18 protein-coding genes and 1 pseudogene are annotated in these 18936 nt (G+C 33.8%); 12 read left to right on the top strand and 7 right to left on the bottom strand.

Annotation, left to right across the window (positions count from 1 at the left end):
- The 6 genes and pseudogenes from ACIQ2X_RS05185 to tsaB form a co-directional block, all read left to right on the top strand.
- Window positions 1-162, top strand: a pseudogene (locus tag ACIQ2X_RS05185) (macrolide ABC transporter ATP-binding protein); the annotation flags it as partial.
- On the top strand, window positions 155-1402 hold the full coding sequence (locus tag ACIQ2X_RS05180; RefSeq protein WP_396177848.1) for an ABC transporter permease: 1248 nt from the start codon (window positions 155-157) through the stop codon (window positions 1400-1402). The pseudogene ACIQ2X_RS05185 and the gene ACIQ2X_RS05180, both read left to right, overlap by 8 nt.
- A 1-nt stretch (window position 1403) precedes the next feature.
- Complete coding sequence (locus ACIQ2X_RS05175) at window positions 1404-2672, top strand: ABC transporter permease (RefSeq protein WP_396177849.1); 1269 nt, start codon at window positions 1404-1406, stop codon at window positions 2670-2672.
- Window positions 2673-2693: 21 nt separating this feature from the next.
- The gene (locus ACIQ2X_RS05170) at window positions 2694-3791 is read left to right on the top strand and encodes an efflux RND transporter periplasmic adaptor subunit (protein ID WP_396177847.1); all 1098 of its coding nucleotides are present in this window, start codon (window positions 2694-2696) and stop codon (window positions 3789-3791) included.
- Between the two features lie 40 nt (window positions 3792-3831).
- Window positions 3832-5190: a TolC family protein gene (locus ACIQ2X_RS05165; protein WP_396177846.1), complete on the top strand. Its 1359-nt coding sequence runs from the start codon at window positions 3832-3834 to the stop codon at window positions 5188-5190.
- A gap of 2 nt (window positions 5191-5192) precedes the next feature.
- Window positions 5193-5876 (top strand): tRNA (adenosine(37)-N6)-threonylcarbamoyltransferase complex dimerization subunit type 1 TsaB, encoded by a 684-nt coding sequence (tsaB, locus tag ACIQ2X_RS05160; RefSeq protein WP_396177845.1) that lies wholly within the window; start codon window positions 5193-5195, stop codon window positions 5874-5876.
- Here tsaB and ACIQ2X_RS05155 read toward each other — a convergent pair.
- The 3 genes from ACIQ2X_RS05155 to ACIQ2X_RS05145 all read right to left on the bottom strand — a co-directional run bounded on the left by ACIQ2X_RS05155 (window position 5871) and on the right by ACIQ2X_RS05145 (window position 7954).
- A complete protein-coding gene (locus tag ACIQ2X_RS05155) occupies window positions 5871-6554 on the bottom strand; it encodes a hypothetical protein (protein WP_396177844.1) in 684 nt (227 codons plus the stop codon). The two genes, tsaB and ACIQ2X_RS05155, sit on opposite strands and share 6 nt — an antisense overlap.
- A 62-nt stretch (window positions 6555-6616) precedes the next feature.
- Window positions 6617-6976 (bottom strand): nuclear transport factor 2 family protein, encoded by a 360-nt coding sequence (locus ACIQ2X_RS05150; RefSeq protein WP_396177843.1) that lies wholly within the window; start codon window positions 6974-6976, stop codon window positions 6617-6619.
- A gap of 72 nt (window positions 6977-7048) precedes the next feature.
- Complete coding sequence (locus tag ACIQ2X_RS05145) at window positions 7049-7954, bottom strand: pseudouridine synthase (RefSeq protein WP_396177842.1); 906 nt, start codon at window positions 7952-7954, stop codon at window positions 7049-7051.
- Window positions 7955-8496: 542 nt separating this feature from the next.
- Here ACIQ2X_RS05145 and ACIQ2X_RS05140 point away from each other — a divergent pair.
- From ACIQ2X_RS05140 to ACIQ2X_RS05115, 6 genes are all read left to right on the top strand, one after another.
- The gene (locus tag ACIQ2X_RS05140; protein WP_396177840.1) at window positions 8497-8865 is read left to right on the top strand and encodes a hypothetical protein; all 369 of its coding nucleotides are present in this window, start codon (window positions 8497-8499) and stop codon (window positions 8863-8865) included.
- Window positions 8866-9027: 162 nt separating this feature from the next.
- On the top strand, window positions 9028-9471 hold the full coding sequence (locus ACIQ2X_RS05135; protein WP_396177839.1) for a hypothetical protein: 444 nt from the start codon (window positions 9028-9030) through the stop codon (window positions 9469-9471).
- Window positions 9472-9553: 82 nt separating this feature from the next.
- Entirely contained in the window at window positions 9554-11188 is a 1635-nt protein-coding gene (locus tag ACIQ2X_RS05130) for a hypothetical protein (RefSeq protein ID WP_396177838.1), read from the top strand.
- A gap of 39 nt (window positions 11189-11227) precedes the next feature.
- Window positions 11228-13948, top strand: coding sequence for a kelch repeat-containing protein (locus tag ACIQ2X_RS05125; RefSeq protein WP_396177837.1), 2721 nt, complete (start codon window positions 11228-11230; stop codon window positions 13946-13948).
- Between the two features lie 166 nt (window positions 13949-14114).
- Window positions 14115-14543: a hypothetical protein gene (locus tag ACIQ2X_RS05120; protein ID WP_396177835.1), complete on the top strand. Its 429-nt coding sequence runs from the start codon at window positions 14115-14117 to the stop codon at window positions 14541-14543.
- A 4-nt stretch (window positions 14544-14547) separates the two neighbouring features.
- Window positions 14548-15975 carry a LytTR family transcriptional regulator DNA-binding domain-containing protein gene (locus ACIQ2X_RS05115; protein ID WP_396177834.1) on the top strand — a complete coding sequence of 476 codons (1428 nt, stop codon included), beginning with the start codon at window positions 14548-14550 and terminating at the stop codon, window positions 15973-15975.
- 72 nt (window positions 15976-16047) lie between these two features.
- Here the strand turns inward: ACIQ2X_RS05115 and ACIQ2X_RS05110 are convergent, their stop codons facing one another.
- The 4 genes from ACIQ2X_RS05110 to ACIQ2X_RS05095 all read right to left on the bottom strand — a co-directional run bounded on the left by ACIQ2X_RS05110 (window position 16048) and on the right by ACIQ2X_RS05095 (window position 18816).
- Complete coding sequence (locus tag ACIQ2X_RS05110; RefSeq protein ID WP_396177833.1) at window positions 16048-17001, bottom strand: geranylgeranylglycerol-phosphate geranylgeranyltransferase; 954 nt, start codon at window positions 16999-17001, stop codon at window positions 16048-16050.
- Between the two features lie 48 nt (window positions 17002-17049).
- The gene (locus ACIQ2X_RS05105) at window positions 17050-17988 is read right to left on the bottom strand and encodes a mevalonate kinase (protein WP_396177832.1); all 939 of its coding nucleotides are present in this window, start codon (window positions 17986-17988) and stop codon (window positions 17050-17052) included.
- A gap of 302 nt (window positions 17989-18290) precedes the next feature.
- A complete protein-coding gene (locus ACIQ2X_RS05100; RefSeq protein ID WP_396177831.1) occupies window positions 18291-18509 on the bottom strand; it encodes a hypothetical protein in 219 nt (72 codons plus the stop codon).
- A 10-nt stretch (window positions 18510-18519) separates the two neighbouring features.
- Complete coding sequence (locus ACIQ2X_RS05095) at window positions 18520-18816, bottom strand: type II toxin-antitoxin system RelE/ParE family toxin (RefSeq protein WP_396177830.1); 297 nt, start codon at window positions 18814-18816, stop codon at window positions 18520-18522.
- Window positions 18817-18936: the final 120 nt, after the last annotated feature.

Here is an 18936-nt window from a genome sequence, read left to right as displayed (position 1 = left end):
ATGGAACTAATTCAAGGAATCAACGACGAGGGAAAAACAATATTGATTGTTACCCATGAACCGGATATTGCCGCAATGTGTAAACGAAATGTGATTTTAAAAGACGGAATTATCATTGAAGACAAAAAAATAATCCAACAAAGAGTCAATTCGCATGTTTAACATAGAACGATGGCAAGAAATTTTTCAGGCAATCGCTAAGAATAAGTTACGGACTTTTCTTACGGGTGTTTCTGTTGCTTCTGGAATTTTTATTTTGGTAATTCTTTTAGGAGCGGGTCGAGGAATTCAAAACGGAATCCAAACTCAGTTTGCAAAAGATGCTACCAACAAAATTGAAATCTATCCTGGAGTTACTCAAAAAGAGTTCAAAGGTTTAGGAATTGGACGCGAGACAAAATTTAAAAACCGCGATTACGATATTGTTACACAGAAATTCGAGAATTATATAGACAACAGATCAAAACTGTATTCTGTTTGGAGTGGAAATATCGTTTATGGTAAAGAAACGGGAACTTATAGAATTGAAGGTGTAAATCCCAATTATCAATTTATCGAAAACTCAGAAATTAAAAACGGTCGATTCGTTAATTTAAGCGACATAGAACATTTCGAAAAAGTAGCCGTTATTGGTAAAAAAGTAGAAACCGATTTGTTCAAAAATAATGAAGAGGCTTTAGGCAAAAACATCAATGTCTCAGGAACAATATATAAAGTGGTGGGCGTTTTTACCGATCCAGGTGGCGAACGTGAAGAAAGCCGCGTTTTTATACCTATAACTACTGCTCAAAGAGCTTACAGTGCTGGAGATAATATTAGAAGTATGGCTTTTACTATGCCAAAAAGAGATGATTTTGACCAAGCTGTAGCCGAATCTGAAAGTTTTTCGAAACAACTGGACAAAGTTTTAAAAGAAAGACACAATATCGCTCCCGATGATGAAAGTGCTTTATACATTAACAACTCATTAGAGCAAGCCAAAAAAATATATCAAATGACGGATATGATTCAAGGATTTTTTTGGTTCGTAGGTATTTTGACCATTATTGCAGGTGTAGTTGGAGTAGGAAATATTATGCTAATTGTTGTAAAAGAACGTACTAAAGAAATTGGAATTCGAAAAGCTTTAGGTGCTACTCCTTACTCAATTATTGCAATGATTTTACACGAAGCTGTATTTATTACTTTAATTTCAGGATTTATTGGATTGATTTTCGGATTGCTACTTTGGGCAGGAATTGGTCCATTTGTAGAAAGCGATTTTTTTACACATCCAGAAGTAGATTTTAATATTGCTTTAACAACTGTAATTTTATTGACGGTTGCCGGAGCTTTTGCAGGGTTTGTACCTGCCTATAAAGCGGCTAAAATTAAACCAATTGTAGCATTAAGAGATGAATAATATTATTAATAGAGACCAATGGAACGAAATACTGGAAGCCTTATCGGCTAAGCCTTTACGTACCTTTATTACGGCATTTGGAGTTTTTTGGGGGATCACCATTTTAGTAATTCTTCTAGCGGCAAGTACTGGTTTAGAAAACGGTGTAAAAAGAGGTTTTGGAGGAATGTCTACTAATTCTATGTTTATCTGGACAAGTTCAACTTCTAAACCCTATAAAGGTTTGCCTCAAGGCCGTTTTTTCAATTATAAAAATGGCGACATTGATGCATTAAAAAGAGAGTTTACTCAACTGCAATACGTTTCTCCAAGAAATCAACTAGGAGGTTTTCGAGGAAGTAATAACGTGGTTCGAGGTACAAAAACTGGAGCGTACAACGTTTATGGTGATTATCCGGAGTATATATTGCAACAACCCATGAAAATCATCAAAGGGAGGTTTCTCAATTATGAAGACATCAATCAACGAAGAAAAATAGCCGTGATTGGAGAAGGAATTATACGAGAATTGTATAACCCAGGTGAAGAAGTTTTAGGAACGTATGTTAAAGTCAACGGCGTCAATTTTATGGTCGTTGGTGTTTATAAAAGTGTTTCAAGTATGGGAGGTGATGCCGAAGAAAAACAAAAGGAAATATACACCCCTTTTACGAGTTTCCAACAAGCGTTTAATTACGGTGACATTGTAGGCTGGATGGCAATAACTGCCAAAGACGGCTATCCCATTACCGAATTAAAACCAAAGATTTTTGAGCTATTAAAGTCACGACACACTATTGCACCCGACGATGAACGAGCCATTGGAAACTTTGATTTGTATGCCGAATATTCTAAAATAAATGGTTTGTTCACAATTCTCAAAGCAGTTTCATTTATTGTGGGAGGTTTAATTTTACTTTCAGGAGTAATCGGAATCATCAATATCATGTTGATTGTCGTTAAAGAACGAACCAAAGAAATCGGCATTCGTCGAGCACTTGGAGCAACTCCTTGGGATATTAGAAGACAAATTTTAACTGAATCAGTAGTATTATCATTAATTGCAGGAATGGCTGGAATTATTTTCTCCACTTTCATCATTATGATTGTAAACTCAATTCTGGATGGCCTACCGGATGCTTCAGAAGTAATGTTTGCCAATCCAAGTATTAGCTTAGGCATTGTAGTAACTGCATTATTAATTTTAGTAATTTCAGGTTTGATTGCCGGATTTATTCCAGCTCAAACCGCCATAAAAACAAAACCAATTGACGCTTTAAGAACAGAATAAAAACAAAATTATACCGCAAAAATGAAAAAAAGAACAACAATCATCATCCTTTTTATATTAGCAATCGCATTTGGTGGTGCTTTATATTATTTATATCAAAAAAATCAGCAATCTCCAATTGTTTACAAAACCGAGAAAGCCGAAGAACGAACCATCATTAAAAGTACTGTGGCAACAGGAAAAATTGTACCTAAAGAAGAAGTTTTAATCAAACCAAATATTTCCGGAATTATCGAAGAAGTGTACGTTGAAGCAGGTGATGACGTAAAAGCGGGCGACATGATTGCTAAAATTAAGTTGGTGCCTAACATTGCCAGTTTGAACAGTGGATACAATCAAATCCAAAGTGCAAAAATCGACCTGGACAACCAAGAAAAATTATACAAAAGACAAAAAACATTGTTTGACAAAGGTGTTATTTCGGCGAATGAATTTGATGTAGCACAAACTACCTACAAACAATCGCAACAAAACTACCGTGCAGCTCAACAAAATGTGGAAATAATCAAAACAGGGACTTCCCGAAATACTGCAAATTTGGCTCAAACGATGATTCGATCTACCGTAACAGGAATGGTGCTAGATGTTCCCGTAAAAGTTGGAAATCAAGTAATTGAAAGCAATAACTTTAATGAAGGTACAACAATCGCCAGTCTTGCCGACGTAGGAAATATGATTTTCGAAGGAAAACTGGACGAATCGGAAGTAGGTAAAATCAAGTTAAATTTGCCTTTAGAAATAACGATTGGAGCGATTGAAAACAAAAAATTTGCCGCAGTTTTGGACTACATCGCGCCAAAAGGAACTGAAGAAAATGGTGCAGTTCAGTTTCCAATTAAAGGAACTTTAGACAATAAAGAAAATACATTTATTCGTGCAGGATTGAGCGCTAATGCATCTATTATCCTGGAACGTGCCGATAAGGTTTTGGCAATAAAAGAAAGTTTGATTCAATTTGACGAAAAAACCAAAAAGTCATTTGTAGAAGTAGAAGTTGGAACTCAAAAATTTGAAAAAAGAACGATAACTTTAGGTGTAAGCGACGGAATTTATGTGCAAATAAAAAGCGGCATTACCAAAGACGACAAAATTAAAGTGTGGAATACTGGCGTAGAATAAACCAACCAACCTAATATTCCAATTTGATAAAGCATACGAAATGAAACACTATATATCACTTATTATAATTCTCACCGCCACTTTGGCGCAAGCACAAGAAAAAAAATGGACCTTGAAAGAATGTGTCGATTATGCAATTGAGAAAAATATTTCCATCCAACAAACGCAACTAGACGTCGAACTAAACGAAATTGACAAGAAGGATGCCTTTGGAAATTTCCTTCCATCGGTAAATGCAAATGCTTCTCACAATTGGAATATTGGTTTAAACATCAACCCAATTACAAACGTTACGGCAACGCAAACCTTTCAAAACACCGGAATAGGACTCAATGTGGGTGTAGATATTTACAACGGACTGCAAAATCAAAACCGTTTGCGTCGTGCAAATTTGGCAAAAATTGCAGCACAATATCAGCTAACAAAAATGAAAGACGACGTCTCCTTAAATGTAGCCAACGCTTTTTTGCAAATTCTTTTCAATAAAGAAAATTTGAAAGTACAACAAGAACAATTACAAAATAATAAAAAACAAAAAGAACGTACGCAAACACTTGTAGATGCTGGCTCTGTTCCTCGAGGCGACTTAATGGACATGACGGCCACTGTAGCAACAAGCGAACAAGCGGTTGTAGTAGCCCAAAATGCGTTGCTTATTTCAAAATTAAGTCTTGCCCAATTATTGCAATTGGAAGACTTTAAAAACTTTGACGTTGTAGAGTCAGATTATGCGTTAACAGAAAGCGAAACCATGTTACAATCCCCTGAAACTATTTACAATAAAGCAAAAGAAGAACGGGTAGAGCTAAAAATTGCTCGAGCCAATTTAGAAGTTGCCGAAAAAGACATACAAATTGCCAAAGGAGCTTACCAACCTTCATTAAGAGGTTTTTACAGTTTCAGTTCAAGAGCAACCAATTCTGATCGGATTTCTAGCGATGGAAGTGGTAATTTTATTATTCAGGGGCCCGCTCCTATTTTTGACCAGTTTAGTGAAAACAAAGGAAATGCATTTGGAATTCAACTGAATATTCCAATACTTAACGGATTCGCTGTTCGAAACAATGTAGAGCGCTCCAAAGTAGCTTTTAAACGTTCGGAAATTGCGGTAAACCAACAAGAATTGGATTTGGAACGAAATGTGTATACCGCATTTACCGATGCTAAAGGAGCTTTAAATGCCTACGAGGCTGCGGTTACAGCACTTGCAGCACGAAAAGAATCGTATAAATATGCTCAAGAACGTTTTGATGTGGGCTTGTTAAACGCATTTGATTTGAACCAATCCCAAACGCTTTTTGCCAATGCAGAATCAGAAGTTATTCGAACAAAATTCGACTATATTTTCAGAGTAAAAGTGGTAGAATTTTATTTTGGAATTCCAATCGCTGGTAGATAAATATGGAAACACAAGACATATTCATTTTAAATATCGAAACCGCTACAAAAAACTGTTCGGTTGCATTGTCCAAAAATGGTGAGACCATCGCTTTGCGCGAAATTGCAGAAGAAGGTTTTTCACACGCCGAAAAATTACACGTTTTCATCGAAGAAATAATTTCGGAAAGTGCTATTTCGTTTCAAGATTTAACAGCCATTGCCGTTAGTCAAGGTCCGGGTTCCTATACAGGTTTACGAATTGGCGTTTCTTCGGCCAAAGGCTTGTGTTATGCCTTAAATATTCCGCTCATCGCTGTAGATACATTACAAAGTTTAGCCGCTCAAATTTCGATACCAAACGGATTAATTATTCCGATGATTGACGCTCGAAGAATGGAAGTCTTTAGTGCTGCTTTTGACCTTAATTTAAACACTATTCAAGCTGTTGCAGCCGAAATAATTACGGAGGATAGTTATAAAGAGTTGGAACAAGAAATTCATTTTATAGGCGACGGTGCATCCAAATGCAAGGCTTTTTTAAACAAAAGTAATTTTATCTTTCACGACAACATTATTTACCCTTCGGCTAAAGAAATGAGTTTTTTGAGTTTTGAAAAGTACAAAAAAAGCGACACCGTAGATGTCGCTTATTTTGAACCTTTGTATGTAAAAGACTTTATGCTTACGAAAAAGAAAACTTTATAATGTGGCTAAAAACTGAGTCAATTTAATCAAATCTGCTTCATCTTTAAATGAAATTTTTTCTGATTTCAAAAAGGTATTGATCTTTTCTTCATTATTAGAAAATAAACTTATTAATGCTTTTTTGTTTTTTGGAAAAGGAATTACTTTTGTTTCATCCATTTTTAAATAGTACTCTGGACTGTTTTTAGTGTACTTTGGTGGTGTTGGCAAAGAATAACCGTTCACTGGCTGCCGTTCGTCTTGAAAAGTTACTCGCTCGCGCTTATATATTCCAAACGTTTCTTTAACATATAATTCAAACAAATAACCGTATTTATATTCTTCTTTTTCAACATTATAACGCATTAATTTCAGTTTAGAATCTGCCAATTTGTAATAAATAGAACTGAATTGATCTTCTTTTGGAATTACAAACACAGCGTCGTCATGACGTACTTCGACCTCATCGGTATATGCATTATATCTTGTTTGAAATACATTTTCAGTACCTGAAATTTGAGTAGTCAAAAACAAATCGTTTACGTAAGGACTCCCGATTGCATTATCTTTATCCTTACCAGCCGTTACACTTCTAAGAACAGAGCCACCTGTATTCTGAAAAACATCTATAATACCTCGCCCCTGTCCTTGAGAACTAAAGGCTACTAAAAACAAACATCCAACTACAATTTTTTTCATTTTAAATTAAAATTTTATTATTATTTGAGGCGCTTAAAGTAAGAAAATTTCTCATAAAAATATTAGCCATGATAAACTTTAGAGAAAATTATTTTATTGTTCTCGATAGAAAGTATTTCAGCCACCATCATATCGGGTTCGCCGTCAACTCTTCGGATGTATTCCATAAAAACCCGATATTCGTTTGATGTTAAAGACTTTACTTCGTAGCGCAAACTAGGCAAACGTTCAAATGCATCTTGCCACCAACTTCGTAAGGCATCTTTGCCAGAAATGAGTCCGTTGGTTTCGGGATTTCGCACTTTTAGTTTCGGACTGTAATGCTGGGCTTTATCGTCGTAGAGGCTCAGCAGTTTTTCTAAATTGTGCTCATTAAAAGCAGCAAACCATTTAAAAGCGATGGAATCTAAATTTTGACTCATAAGATTGGGGTGTATAATAAAAAAATCCTCCAAAAGTAAAGGATTTCTTGGTTTGTATCTGTTAATACTATTTTAAACGTTTTTCAAATTGATTATTTCTTGTTCCGTAAGCAATCGGAAATTTCCTCGAGGTAAATTCTTTTTGGTCAATCCTGCAAAAGCAACTCTATCAATTCGCAAAACGTCGTATTCAAAATGTTCAAAAATAGCGCGAACTACTTTTACGTTCGAACTTTTCAATTTCAAACCTACTTCACTTTTAGGCTCTTTGTCGATGTAGCTTATCTCTTCTACAGCCACTCGATGACCATCTATGACCATTCCTTTTTGAATTTTTTCTAAATCTTCAAACTTCAAATTTTTATCTAAAGACACTTGGTAGATTTTTGATGATTTCTGACTTGGCAAACCAAATTTACGAATCATATCGGAATCGTTGGTAAACAATAACAATCCAGTTGTATTCTTGTCCATTCTTCCTACAGGTGCAATTTTTGAAGTAGTTGCACCACGAAGCAATTCCAACACGTTTCTGTGTTCGGCATGTTCTTCCATTGCGGTTGTAAAGTTTTTAGGCTTATTCAGCAAGATGTACACTTTTTTCTCTGGTGTTAAAATGGTACCGTCGAAATTTACAACATCCGTCAACTTTACCAAATATCCCATTTCGGTAACGGGAATGCCATTTACTTTTACATTTCCCGACTGGATGTAAATATCAGCATCCCGACGTGAACATACGCCCGAATTGGAAATGTACTTGTTCAAACGCAGTTCGTCTGAAGCTTTTTGTCTTTTAGGAGCTTGATTTGGTTTCTTCACCACTTCATCTGCTTTTGCCCCTTTTTCAGCTGTTACTCCTTTAGCTGGAGTTTCCTTTTTGGGTTTTTGCGAACGCTTGGCCATTGCAGGTTTACTCTTATTCGAACTTGGTCTGCTTGAACCTGAACGCTTGTTATTCCCTTCCTTATTATTCATATGTAGATACTATTGCTTTTTATTGGAATATGGAATTCGCATATTCAAAAATGGGTTTTACAACCTATTATTTTACTTGCTCATTTCATAAATCAACATAATTTGTGCAAAGATACTATTTATATTATTTAGAATTTGATTTAGAAAGAAATAGAAAAATATTGGGAGAACAGTATCTAACTAATGACCCAAAAGAAAGGTGGATTGAAATACACTTTGAACCAAAGTTTTTATACGATTACTATTTAAAAAGATGAATTCTGAGAAAATAGGCGAATAACAATAAACACCATTGAAAAGATTTTTTTAAGAAAAAGACTACAATATTATCGGTAATTTAAATTCAAATAGCGATTTCACGTTACATTTTGCGTCATTCACGACATTTTTTCGTGACGTATGTGAATATTTAGCAATTTTGGCGAATCAAAAGACAATTTCGCAATTCGTAAAGCGCAAAAAGGGTAGCCGAAAACTTATCAGAGTAGGCAAAAAAACTAAATCATAAAATTATGAAAAATCTATTTTTATTTCTGACCGTCTTGTTCTTAGTATCGTGTTCAGAAGATGCAACAGATGCATACAATTCAGACGGTTCTTTTTCAGCCACGGATATTAATGGAACTTGGAAAGAGACCAATTCAGGTCTTATTGTTGTTATCTCTGGAGTCTCTGATAACGGAGCGGGTAATGGAAAAGTTACAAGTTCGGGTTCTTTAGGATGGCCTTCAGCAGCTATTGGAGGAAACTATTTAACTGTTGTTGAATATCAAAATGGTGGTTATTGGGATGCCTATAGCCACACGTACTATGACAGCGGAAACTGGGTTCAAACTGGCATTGTAGGTCTTGCAATGAATGACAATAAGCAAAGCTTTAAGATTGGAACAGCCGTATACGAACGTCAATAAGCAACGCTTCAATCAAATCTTTAAAATCATTTTTAAATAAAATTGCCACTATATTTTGTTTTAATCATGTCAGGATTTTGATGCTAAGATGATTACAACAAAATAACAAGAAAGAAGAAGTCGAAAACTTTATTAAGTAGGCAAAAAACAAATACCTATATCATGAAAAAATTATTACTAGCATTGCTCGTCAGTTTAGCAATTAGCTCCCTAAATGCTCAAAGTGTTATAAACTTAACAGTAATGGGAAATTCTTACACAGTAACTAAAGTATTTCCGCCAGAGATTATTGGTGAATATACTTATGAAGGCGATGGCGGAAATCCGAAGATCCTTTTAAAAGAAGATGGAACTGGATATTTTCAGCCACACGATGTAGAACCTGTTGCTATAAAATTTTGGATTGATTGCGAACCTAATGGCACATGGCGAAAACAAGTTGGCGGTACCGGACGCTATCAATATACTCTAGTCATCCAATATCAAGATGGTGGCATAAGTAGAAATTATGAATATGGCAAATATGATTTACTTGGGGTAATGATTCAACCAGATATGGGTAGAGTCTCAATATTAGGAGAACGATATAAGCCCTTGAAGAATTAAATTTTTTACTGATAAATTTATAAAAAAGGAGCAAACCGAAAATCCTCAAAAAGAGTAGGTGAAACATTTAATACATGAAATTATGAGAAATCTAATATGTTTACTGATGTTGATTTTTGGGGTTTCAATTTTTGCTCAAACAGAGATTAATGCAAAAGGAGCCGTAATAACTTATAAAAAAGGCATGCATAATATTAAGTATGGGGAAAACTTAATTTTAAAAATTGAGAATACTAATCCATTTATAAGTAAAACTTTTTCCACGATTAAATCAATTGATTATGATTTTAGTAGTGCTGAATTTCAAAAAATAAGTTTAGAGTTAGATGGCAAGAAAATCGAGAATGAAATTGCAAATGTGGTGACAGATTCAAATAATTCAAATGTGAAAATGAAAATTGAAAGTTTGAAGTTCGCACAAGCCAATTATAATAGAACATCTACTTATAAAAAAAACCTAACTTTTAATAATAATTTAAAAGAAATTGATTCTCTATCATCAGAAATAAAAAAAGAAATCGATAGTTTGAATAGTGAATTAATAACACAGAGGGCTGAAATTGAGAAGTATATCAATCAAATCAAAAGTCTTGAAAACTTGAATAAAGAACAAAAAGAGCAAATAATTAAATTGACAGAAATTAACACAGCAAAAAATGAGTTTTTACAAAATTTCAAAGAGTTCCAAATTTCATTCGATAAAATCAACAACTACTTATCAATCAATGAATTACTTATAAATCAAATAAAAGAATCATCTACGTTTGTTAATGACACATCAGCATTTAAACAAAAAGCAAGAACAACATTACAGTCAATCGGGTTGGAGGATGTCACAAAAACAAAACAAGATATTGTAAAACAAATAGAAAAAATTGGCAGTTTATATTCGGATTTAAATGCTAATTATCAAAAAATAAACGAGATTTTGAAAAAAAGAGATTTTGTATTTAAAGGAGATTTAAAAGATGGTAAAAACACTTTATCGATAACTAATATGACTGCATCATTTGATTTGAAATACTATTTTGAAGATGAAATGAAAAAAGTTAAAGCAATAAATGATAGTATAACCTTACCAAAAAATAAACGAAACATCATAAACGAAACTTTTAAGGGTTGTGATTTGTTTACTGAAATAATACACCATGATTACATAACTAAAATAAGTTCGGAATTTGTTTACAACGACAAAGCAGACATCATCTTTTTAATAAAAAACGACAAAAATGAAATTTTGCATACCTATCCAACTATAAAAGTAAAAACCTACAACCAAATTAAGATAAATGGTAGTGCTGGATATTTTTTAAATTTTATTGGTGATGAATCATTTGAAACTTATCAAAAACCAAATGATCAAAATAATTATTTAAGAGCGTCTAATAAAAACACCATTAAACATGCGTTAGGGGGTTTGCTTCATGCGTATTACAATTTTACACCAAGTTTTGCTTCAGGTTTATCAGTTGGATTAAGTTTAAATGATGATTCAAATGCAAGTTTTTATACAGGCGTAAGTTTCTTTCTTACCGAAAGTAATAGATTAGTAATAACTAGTGGTGTTTCTTTTGTAAAAGTCGATAAACTAAAAACAGCAAATTTATACACAGATGCTTCAAACAACTTTTTTTATACCAACCCAAATTATCAAATACAGTATGAAAAAGTTTATAAACCGTCATGTTTTATTGGAATAACATACAATCTCTTTTAAACAACAATTTTATAAAAAAAAATTAACCCTTAAATCTTTATGAAAACAAAAATTACACTCTTTTTTTTACTAGCGCTATCGTTAGTTAACGCACAAGTACCCTCGTTTGCAACAAAGAAATCGTTGGGAAACGATATGGTTGCAAGACACGGAGCAGGAATGGTTTCTTATAATAACAAACTATACATTATTGGGGGTTATGCAAACTGTGGTCCAAAAGATTTCACAGAATATGATCCAAACACAGGCGCTTTAAACAAGTTAAAAAATTTAGGTAGCGGCTGTGCAAATCCTATTTACGTAAAAGGCATGTTTATAATTCAGAACAAATTGTATTTACTCCAAATAAATTCTATAACAGAATACAACTTTCAAACCGACAGCTGGGGAAGTCCGATTTCTGTTTCGGTTGGAACTGCATCAGTAGACGCAGCGTTTGTTGTAAATAATATTATCTACGTTAGTACTACCCAAAATGATTTAGTTTCCTATAACCCAATAAATGGACAGATAGCGCAAAAAGCCGATTATCCTGGTCCAGCAAATCGACGCGGGGCATTTGCATTCGCAATCGGTAACAAAGGTTATCTTGGAGCAGGTACAACAGCACCTTTTAATAATTGCACTGCTAATGAAGCAGGTTGTTTTCGAAATGAATTTTATGAGTACGACACTTTAACCGATATTTGGACTGTTAAAGCTAATTTACCAACAGCTTTTTTTGAAGGTGTCGGCGCCAGCATTAACGGAAAAGGGTATGCTGGTACAGGCAGAAGTTTTATTTCTTCTTTTATAGATTATAGAAGTTCATTTTGGTACGAATATGACCCTTTGACAAATGTTTGGACATCGAAACAAAATTTTATGAATACCCCAAATCCACCTAATACAAACAATTCCGGCAAACAGGCAAGTTCAATAGCTACAATTGGCGATGATATTTTTTTATTTGGAGGTATAACATCAAATGTTAGTCTTTATGACGACAGTGTTCATAAATACAACACGACAACAAACACCTGGTCTATAATTGATGTAGAAGTAGGAAAAAACCGTACTGAAGCAAGCGGGTTTTTTTTAAACGGAAAAGCCTACGTAGGTGGCGGTGAAGATAATGAAGGTATAAATGATTTCTGGGAATATGACCCTGCAACAAATAATTGGTTACAAAAAGCAAACCTACCAACTATCCATACGCAAAGAGCCGCTGCAGAAGTAGCTGGGAAAGGTTATGTCGTTGGCGGCTACAGCCGATTTATCCAGAGTACTGGTACAAATCCAGAATTTTTAGACGCGCTTGTAGAGTATAACCCAATAACAAATGCTTGGACTAATAAAGCACCATATCCTGCTGGAAAAAGACGTGGAATGATTGCAATGTCTTATAACGGTAAATTTTTTGCAGGGCAAGGATCAGGTATCAATGGAATACAAACAGACGGTTTTTATGAATACAATCCGTTAACAAATTCTTGGACACAAAAAACAAATGTCCCTTTCATCGGAGCGTTTTGTAGTAGTTTTGTTATTGGTAATATTGGATATGTGGTCTCTTTTTCACCACAAAAGTTAGTAGGAAAATATAATTTTGACACCAACACTTGGACAACGGAAGCACATTCATTAAATACAAATAATACAAGTAGCGGACATCCTAATCAAAATGTATTTACTTTTAACGGATTTGGATATTTAGTGCATAATGGTGGAGTTTTATCAAAATACAACCCTACTACAAGTTCATGGTCTCAAGTAACCAATTTGTCTTTTGCAAATCAGGGTCAAAATTTAATTCCTGCGGGTAATGGGGTTTATTTTGGTTTTGGGAATACAGGAGTCAGTCACCCACTTGGTCTAGCTCAAGTTAATGACTGGAGATTTCTGAAATTTGATGCCGCAGTTTCAGATAAATTTGGCGTTTACAGCACACGGTATAATATTGCTTCAAGTGGTATAAGTGCCGAACCTGTTCAATGCGGCACTGGAAATTTAACTACAAATGCCACACACTCTGTATTTGATAGTGATGGTGATTTATTTTCAGCCGTTCTTGCAGGAACAGGAAGTTTGCCATCAGCATGCTATAGCATTTCAAGCATAAATTTAGCAACTCCTTTCAAAACCGAAACACGCAATTTTGGTAATAGTATTGTCGAAACAGGTATGTATTTGAATAAAAGTGTTTTCTTTCCCGGTTCTCAGAGTTTTGGTGGTTCAGAAGGAACATTTAGACTGTATTACACCACTACTGAACTCAATAAATTAGTTACTGATTTTAATGCTTTATATGGCACAAATAAAACCTTAGCAGATATAAAAATAGTGCGCTATCAAGATCAAAATAATAGTCCGACTGGTCACGATGCAAATCCATTAAACAATACAAATGGAAATTATACAATTTATAATACAACCATTGCAAACTATGGTGCTGACAAATTTTATGATATCAATTTTGAATTTACAACAAGTGTAAATGGCGAAATCTATGCCGTCCTCTTGGCAGGTCAAAACTTAACTAATGTGCCGTTTGTCAAAGCAAACCCTACCATTTACCCCAACCCAGCATCTTCAATTTTAAACATTCAAACAGAACAATCCATACTTGATCTAAAGATTGTGGACATTGCTGGAAGAGCAACCGCTGTAAGAACAACAGCTAACAACAGCGTTGATGTTAGTGACTTATCAAATGGTATTTATTTCATTGAAATCAGAACTAATGAGGGATTATTCAAGGAGAAATTCATCAAAAATTAAAACTTTAAGTTTCGATAGTCTTGTGCTTAAAGCCGCAACTTGTATTAATTACGGCTTTACACTATCAAAAATTTAAAATCTACAAAATCGAAACAAAGTTTTTTAAGTTAAAATTCTTAAAATAATAATTATACATTTACACTATAACCACTAAAACCACAAAAACATGAACATCAATCTTACCGCTTATCGAAATAGCAAAGGAGACACAGAAGTATCTATTAAATTTTCTCAAATATTCAATGACTGCTTCAAATTAGTTGCAACACAAAAAATCACAGACTCTACTAAAACTGACGAAGCAGTAATTTTCCATTTTAAAAACGAAAAGGGAGCTAGAATAGAAAGTTCAGGAAATGATGCTCTAATATTTAGCGCCAATTTTAAATTGAAAACTAATAAAATCAGAGTGTTCTATTGGAACGACAGTGAAGATTTAAGAAATAATTTAGATTGTTTTATAAAGTTTTTAGATGACCACGGCTTAGATGAAACTGTTGCAAACGGAAATTTTCCTTGCCCAAAATTAGCGACAAAAGCAATTGCAATACCCCGCCAAGCCGGAAACGGAGGCGTAGTAGGAATTACAAATTAATTTTATGCGTTATCTCTTCCTTTTACTTTTCTGCACCACCGTCTTTAGCCAGAACATTGCCATAGATTCAATTTCTTACGATTATTTCTATAAGAATGAGCTGCAAACGATTGTGCGGTTAAAAAAGGAATTGACCAACAAAAAGCACAACGCATTAAAGCAGTTAAAAATAGCCGAATTGTACGCCAATATCAACTGCGAAGATTCGGCTTATGCTACCTATTATAACGTTTTTGAAAAAGAAAATAAAAGAAAAACGCTAAATGACGAACAATATAAAGATTTATTGTTTCAATTACACCGCACAGAATCGAGCAAACATAATTACGAAAAAGACAGACGATTCTTTCTGAAAGAATTACAATGGGCTTCAAAGAATGATGCTTCTGATAAATGGTTTGCTAAAATTGAATACGAAAATTTTAAAGATATTTTTGAAGATAGTTCAAAATACAAAGTTGCTTTTGAAAAAATAAAAACGATACAGAAAACAAATTTTTACAAGACAAACGATGCGTTTCGAGCACTTACGCTTCTCGGACTTGGAAATCTTTATACCAGTTTACGTCAGTATGAATTATCAGAAAAAGCACTAAATGAAAGTCTGTTACTTGCCAGAAAAAATAACGATTTATTACATCAAACCTATACTTTAATCAACCTTGGCGTTAATGAACGCGTTAGAGGAAATTATAAAAAGGCACTTTTTTATTTAAACCAAACCGATACCCTCTCGAATAAAAAATACCGCATAAAAATTTCACGCATTGTAGCTTTTCAAAAATTATTGGCTTACGAAGGGTTAAATGATACAATTGCGGCAAAAAAACAAGAAAAGCTCTACGACAAATTAGACAGTTTGGTTAATGATTTTGCAAAAAACAGTAACTTCTATGAAATTGATGTTAAGTTTCAAACGAAAGAAAAAGACCTTAAAATCAAGCAACTTGATGACCTCGAAAATCGGTTTGTTCGCAATAAAATAGTATATGGCGTTCTTATTTTTTTAGTTTTTCTCTTAGCACTATATTCCTTTATCCGATGGAAAAAAGTAGATCGAACGAAAAGAATTTTGGCGTTGGAAAAAGAAAAAGCCGAACGAGCAACAAAAGAAACTTCGGAAGAGTTAGAAACAGTTAAGAAAAAATCCATTATAGAACATATTGTTCTTAAAAATAAGTCAAAAGTATACCTTGATGATTTGCTTTACATTCGTGCTGATGACCATTATCTTGAACTGATTACAAAAAACAAAAAAGAGACGACCAGAGGAAGTTTAAAAGAAATTGCTACGCAGTTACCGCCAAATTTCATCCGATGCCACAAGTCCTATATTGTAAACACTAATTTGATTAAAACCGACAATACCAAAGAAATTATTATGCAAAACAACGACATCATCCCCACGTCCAAAAATTACCGAAAACTTTAAAGGTATTTTTAACGGGTTAAAATTGTTACATAAATTTCAAAAAAAAGAAACATTGGGCCGTAAAACACTGCTTTAGAAAGACATAAAGCCCATCGAAAGCAACAATTTCTTTCCATGAATCAAAACCGAGGGCTCGATCAATACAATACAAAAAACTCCTGCGACAATCAGAATCTTTAGCACATTGTGCAGATTCAAATACTGTTCTTTTGCAGTAGATTTCCATAGATAAATAACAAAAAAAATCAGTACAATAAAACAGGCGTAAAAATAAATATCCATATAACCCACATCGTCCAACTCGATTAAAACATACACCGGAATAACAGTTAAGGCACTCAAAATAGTAATGATATATTTTGAAATCTTCTCGCCATAAACCACAGGAATGGTTTGGTAATTACTCGAAAAATCGCCCACAATATTTTCTAAATCTTTTATCAATTCCCGAATCGATAATAAGAAAAAAAGAAAAGCCGCGTGCGAGAAAATAACAACATACGAACTGGTATGTTCAATATCTTTATAATACATTAAAAATATAGCAAAAAACGGTAAAATGGTCATCAAAGTCGACATCAAATTTCCGATAATGGCGTAACGCTTGACTTTATGTGAGTAAAACCAAATCAAAAAAATATAAACTGAAAAGAACAATGAAGCTCTCCAAGAAACTATCAACCCTAAAAAAGCAGCCGTGAAGTTAAGTACGAAGTAAACCGTTAATTTTGTTTTTTGACTCACTAATCGATCCAACATCGACTTTCGAGGTCGGTTAATAAAGTCTTTTTTACTGTCGTAAAAACTATTGATTATGTACCCCGAGGCAATGGTAACAGAAGATGCTATAACAATCAAAAATAAATTGACATCCAAAAGCGTTTCCAAAGCAGACTTGTCTTTCGCCAAAATAAAAATCGCCGAAAGGTATTGTGCTAAGATAATAATAGGAATATTGTAGCCGCGAATGACAGAAAACAAACCAAGTACCTTCATCAAGAAAAGTTTGCTTTTTCTGCTTAGCATTGCTGTTGTAGGTTTAAAAGGTTGTAACCAACCAAAATTTAAATAAGATTAAAACTGATAAACCACTTCGAGTTTATAGTCTTTCAAAGCAGCTTTGGCTTTATCTAAATCCTCAGTAAAACCTAAAATATAACCGCCACCACCTGATCCACAAAGTTTTAAATAATAATCGTTTGTATCAATCCCTTGTTGCCAAATCCCGTGAAATTGCTCTGGAATCATCGGCTTAAAGTTATTCAAAACTACTTTGGAAAGTTTTTTAGTATTTGAAAAAAGTGATTTCAAATCGCCACCTAAGAAATTTTCCACACAAGCATCGGTATATTTTACAAACTGGTTTTTTAGCATCGCTCTAAACCCTTTGTCTTTTAAGTTTTCCATAAAAATGGTAACCATTGGTGCCGTTTCGCCAATAATTCCTGAATCCAACAAGAAAACAGCTCCTTTTCCATCCGTAGATTGGGTTGGAATGCCAGTTGCTTCAATATTGTCTTGCGAGTTGATTAAAATAGGAATACTCAAATAGCTGTTTAATGGATCTAATCCCGAACTTTTTCCGTGAAAAAAAGATTCCATTTGACCGAAAATGGTTTTCAGTTTCAACAATTTTTCGCGTGTCAAATTTTCTAAAACGGTAATCTTGTCGTCGGCATATTGGTCGTAAATCGCAGCTACTAAAGCTCCGCTACTTCCTACTCCGTAACCTTGTGGGATAGAAGAATCAAAATACATTCCGTCTGAAATGTCCGACTTTAATTTTTCAATATCAAAAGTAACCAGATTGGGTTGGTCTTTTTGCAATTGCTCTAAATAAGTGGCAAACCTTTGCAAACTTTTATTGGATTTCAGGGAAACCGCATCGGACAAATCCGAAACTTTTAGCGCACCTTTGTAAAAATTATAAGGGATCGAAAGACCTTTCGAATCACGAATAATTCCGTATTCTCCGAAAAGTAAAATTTTTGAGTAAAATAAAGGTCCTTTCATCTATGCTATTTTATTTATCTTTTTTAGGATTTTGCTTTGTATCGAAAACTGAAACAACAACAATATATTCTTTTTTAATTTTGATGGAAAACAGTAGTTGACTTGGCAACCACACATTCTCTCAGTGAACGATTATAGTCCGAAAACGAAAATAATTCTGGATCATTCTCTATAAGCTTAAAACAATGGTAAATCTTTTTGGCTAACTCCCTACGAATTCTTTCAGAAAATTTTGCTTCAACATACAGAAAAATATTCTCTAGCTGTTTTTCGGCTTTTAGAGATAAAACCAAACTATTCATCTACAAAAATTTTTTCATAAAATACTCGTGTGAAACCACTCTTCCTTCATCAGCATCCTTAATACCTTCTTCTATTGCCGCTTTCTGTTCGTCACTCAGCTCCTGCCACCAATCTTTCTTTTCTCCATAGAAAATCTTCTTGATATCATTAATTATCGATGGATTATCGGTCTCTGCCAATAATTTTATAAGTTCTAATTTTTCTAATTGAATGTCCATTGCCAAGATACTAATTTTTTTTAATTACTCTTTTAGGATTTTGTCTTGTGTCAAAAACGGTAACGATATGAACTTGTTTCGAACTTACCAAATAAAATATAATTGTATGCTTCGAAACCACACATTTTCTCAAATTTTGGTATTCCGATTTTGGAAAATTTTCAGGATTTAAAATTATATAATCTAGATTCTTTTGTAATTTTTCCAAAAATAATAATTTAATTCGAACAGAAAATTTGGCTTCAATATATTCTGAAATTACCCTGATATCTTTTATACTTCTTTTAGAAAAAGTAAGCTGTCTCATAAAAGCCCAAATTCCTTTTTCATTTCCTCGTAAGAAAAAACCCTGCCGTTTTTAATATCATCTAAGCCTTCCTCTATTGCCGCCTTCTGTTCATCACTTAAATACTCCCACCACTCTTTC

This window comes from Flavobacterium sp., assembly GCF_044368625.1.
In the GTDB taxonomy this organism is placed as follows: domain Bacteria; phylum Bacteroidota; class Bacteroidia; order Flavobacteriales; family Flavobacteriaceae; genus Flavobacterium.
This window is presented reverse-complemented; position numbering and strand designations above follow the sequence as displayed.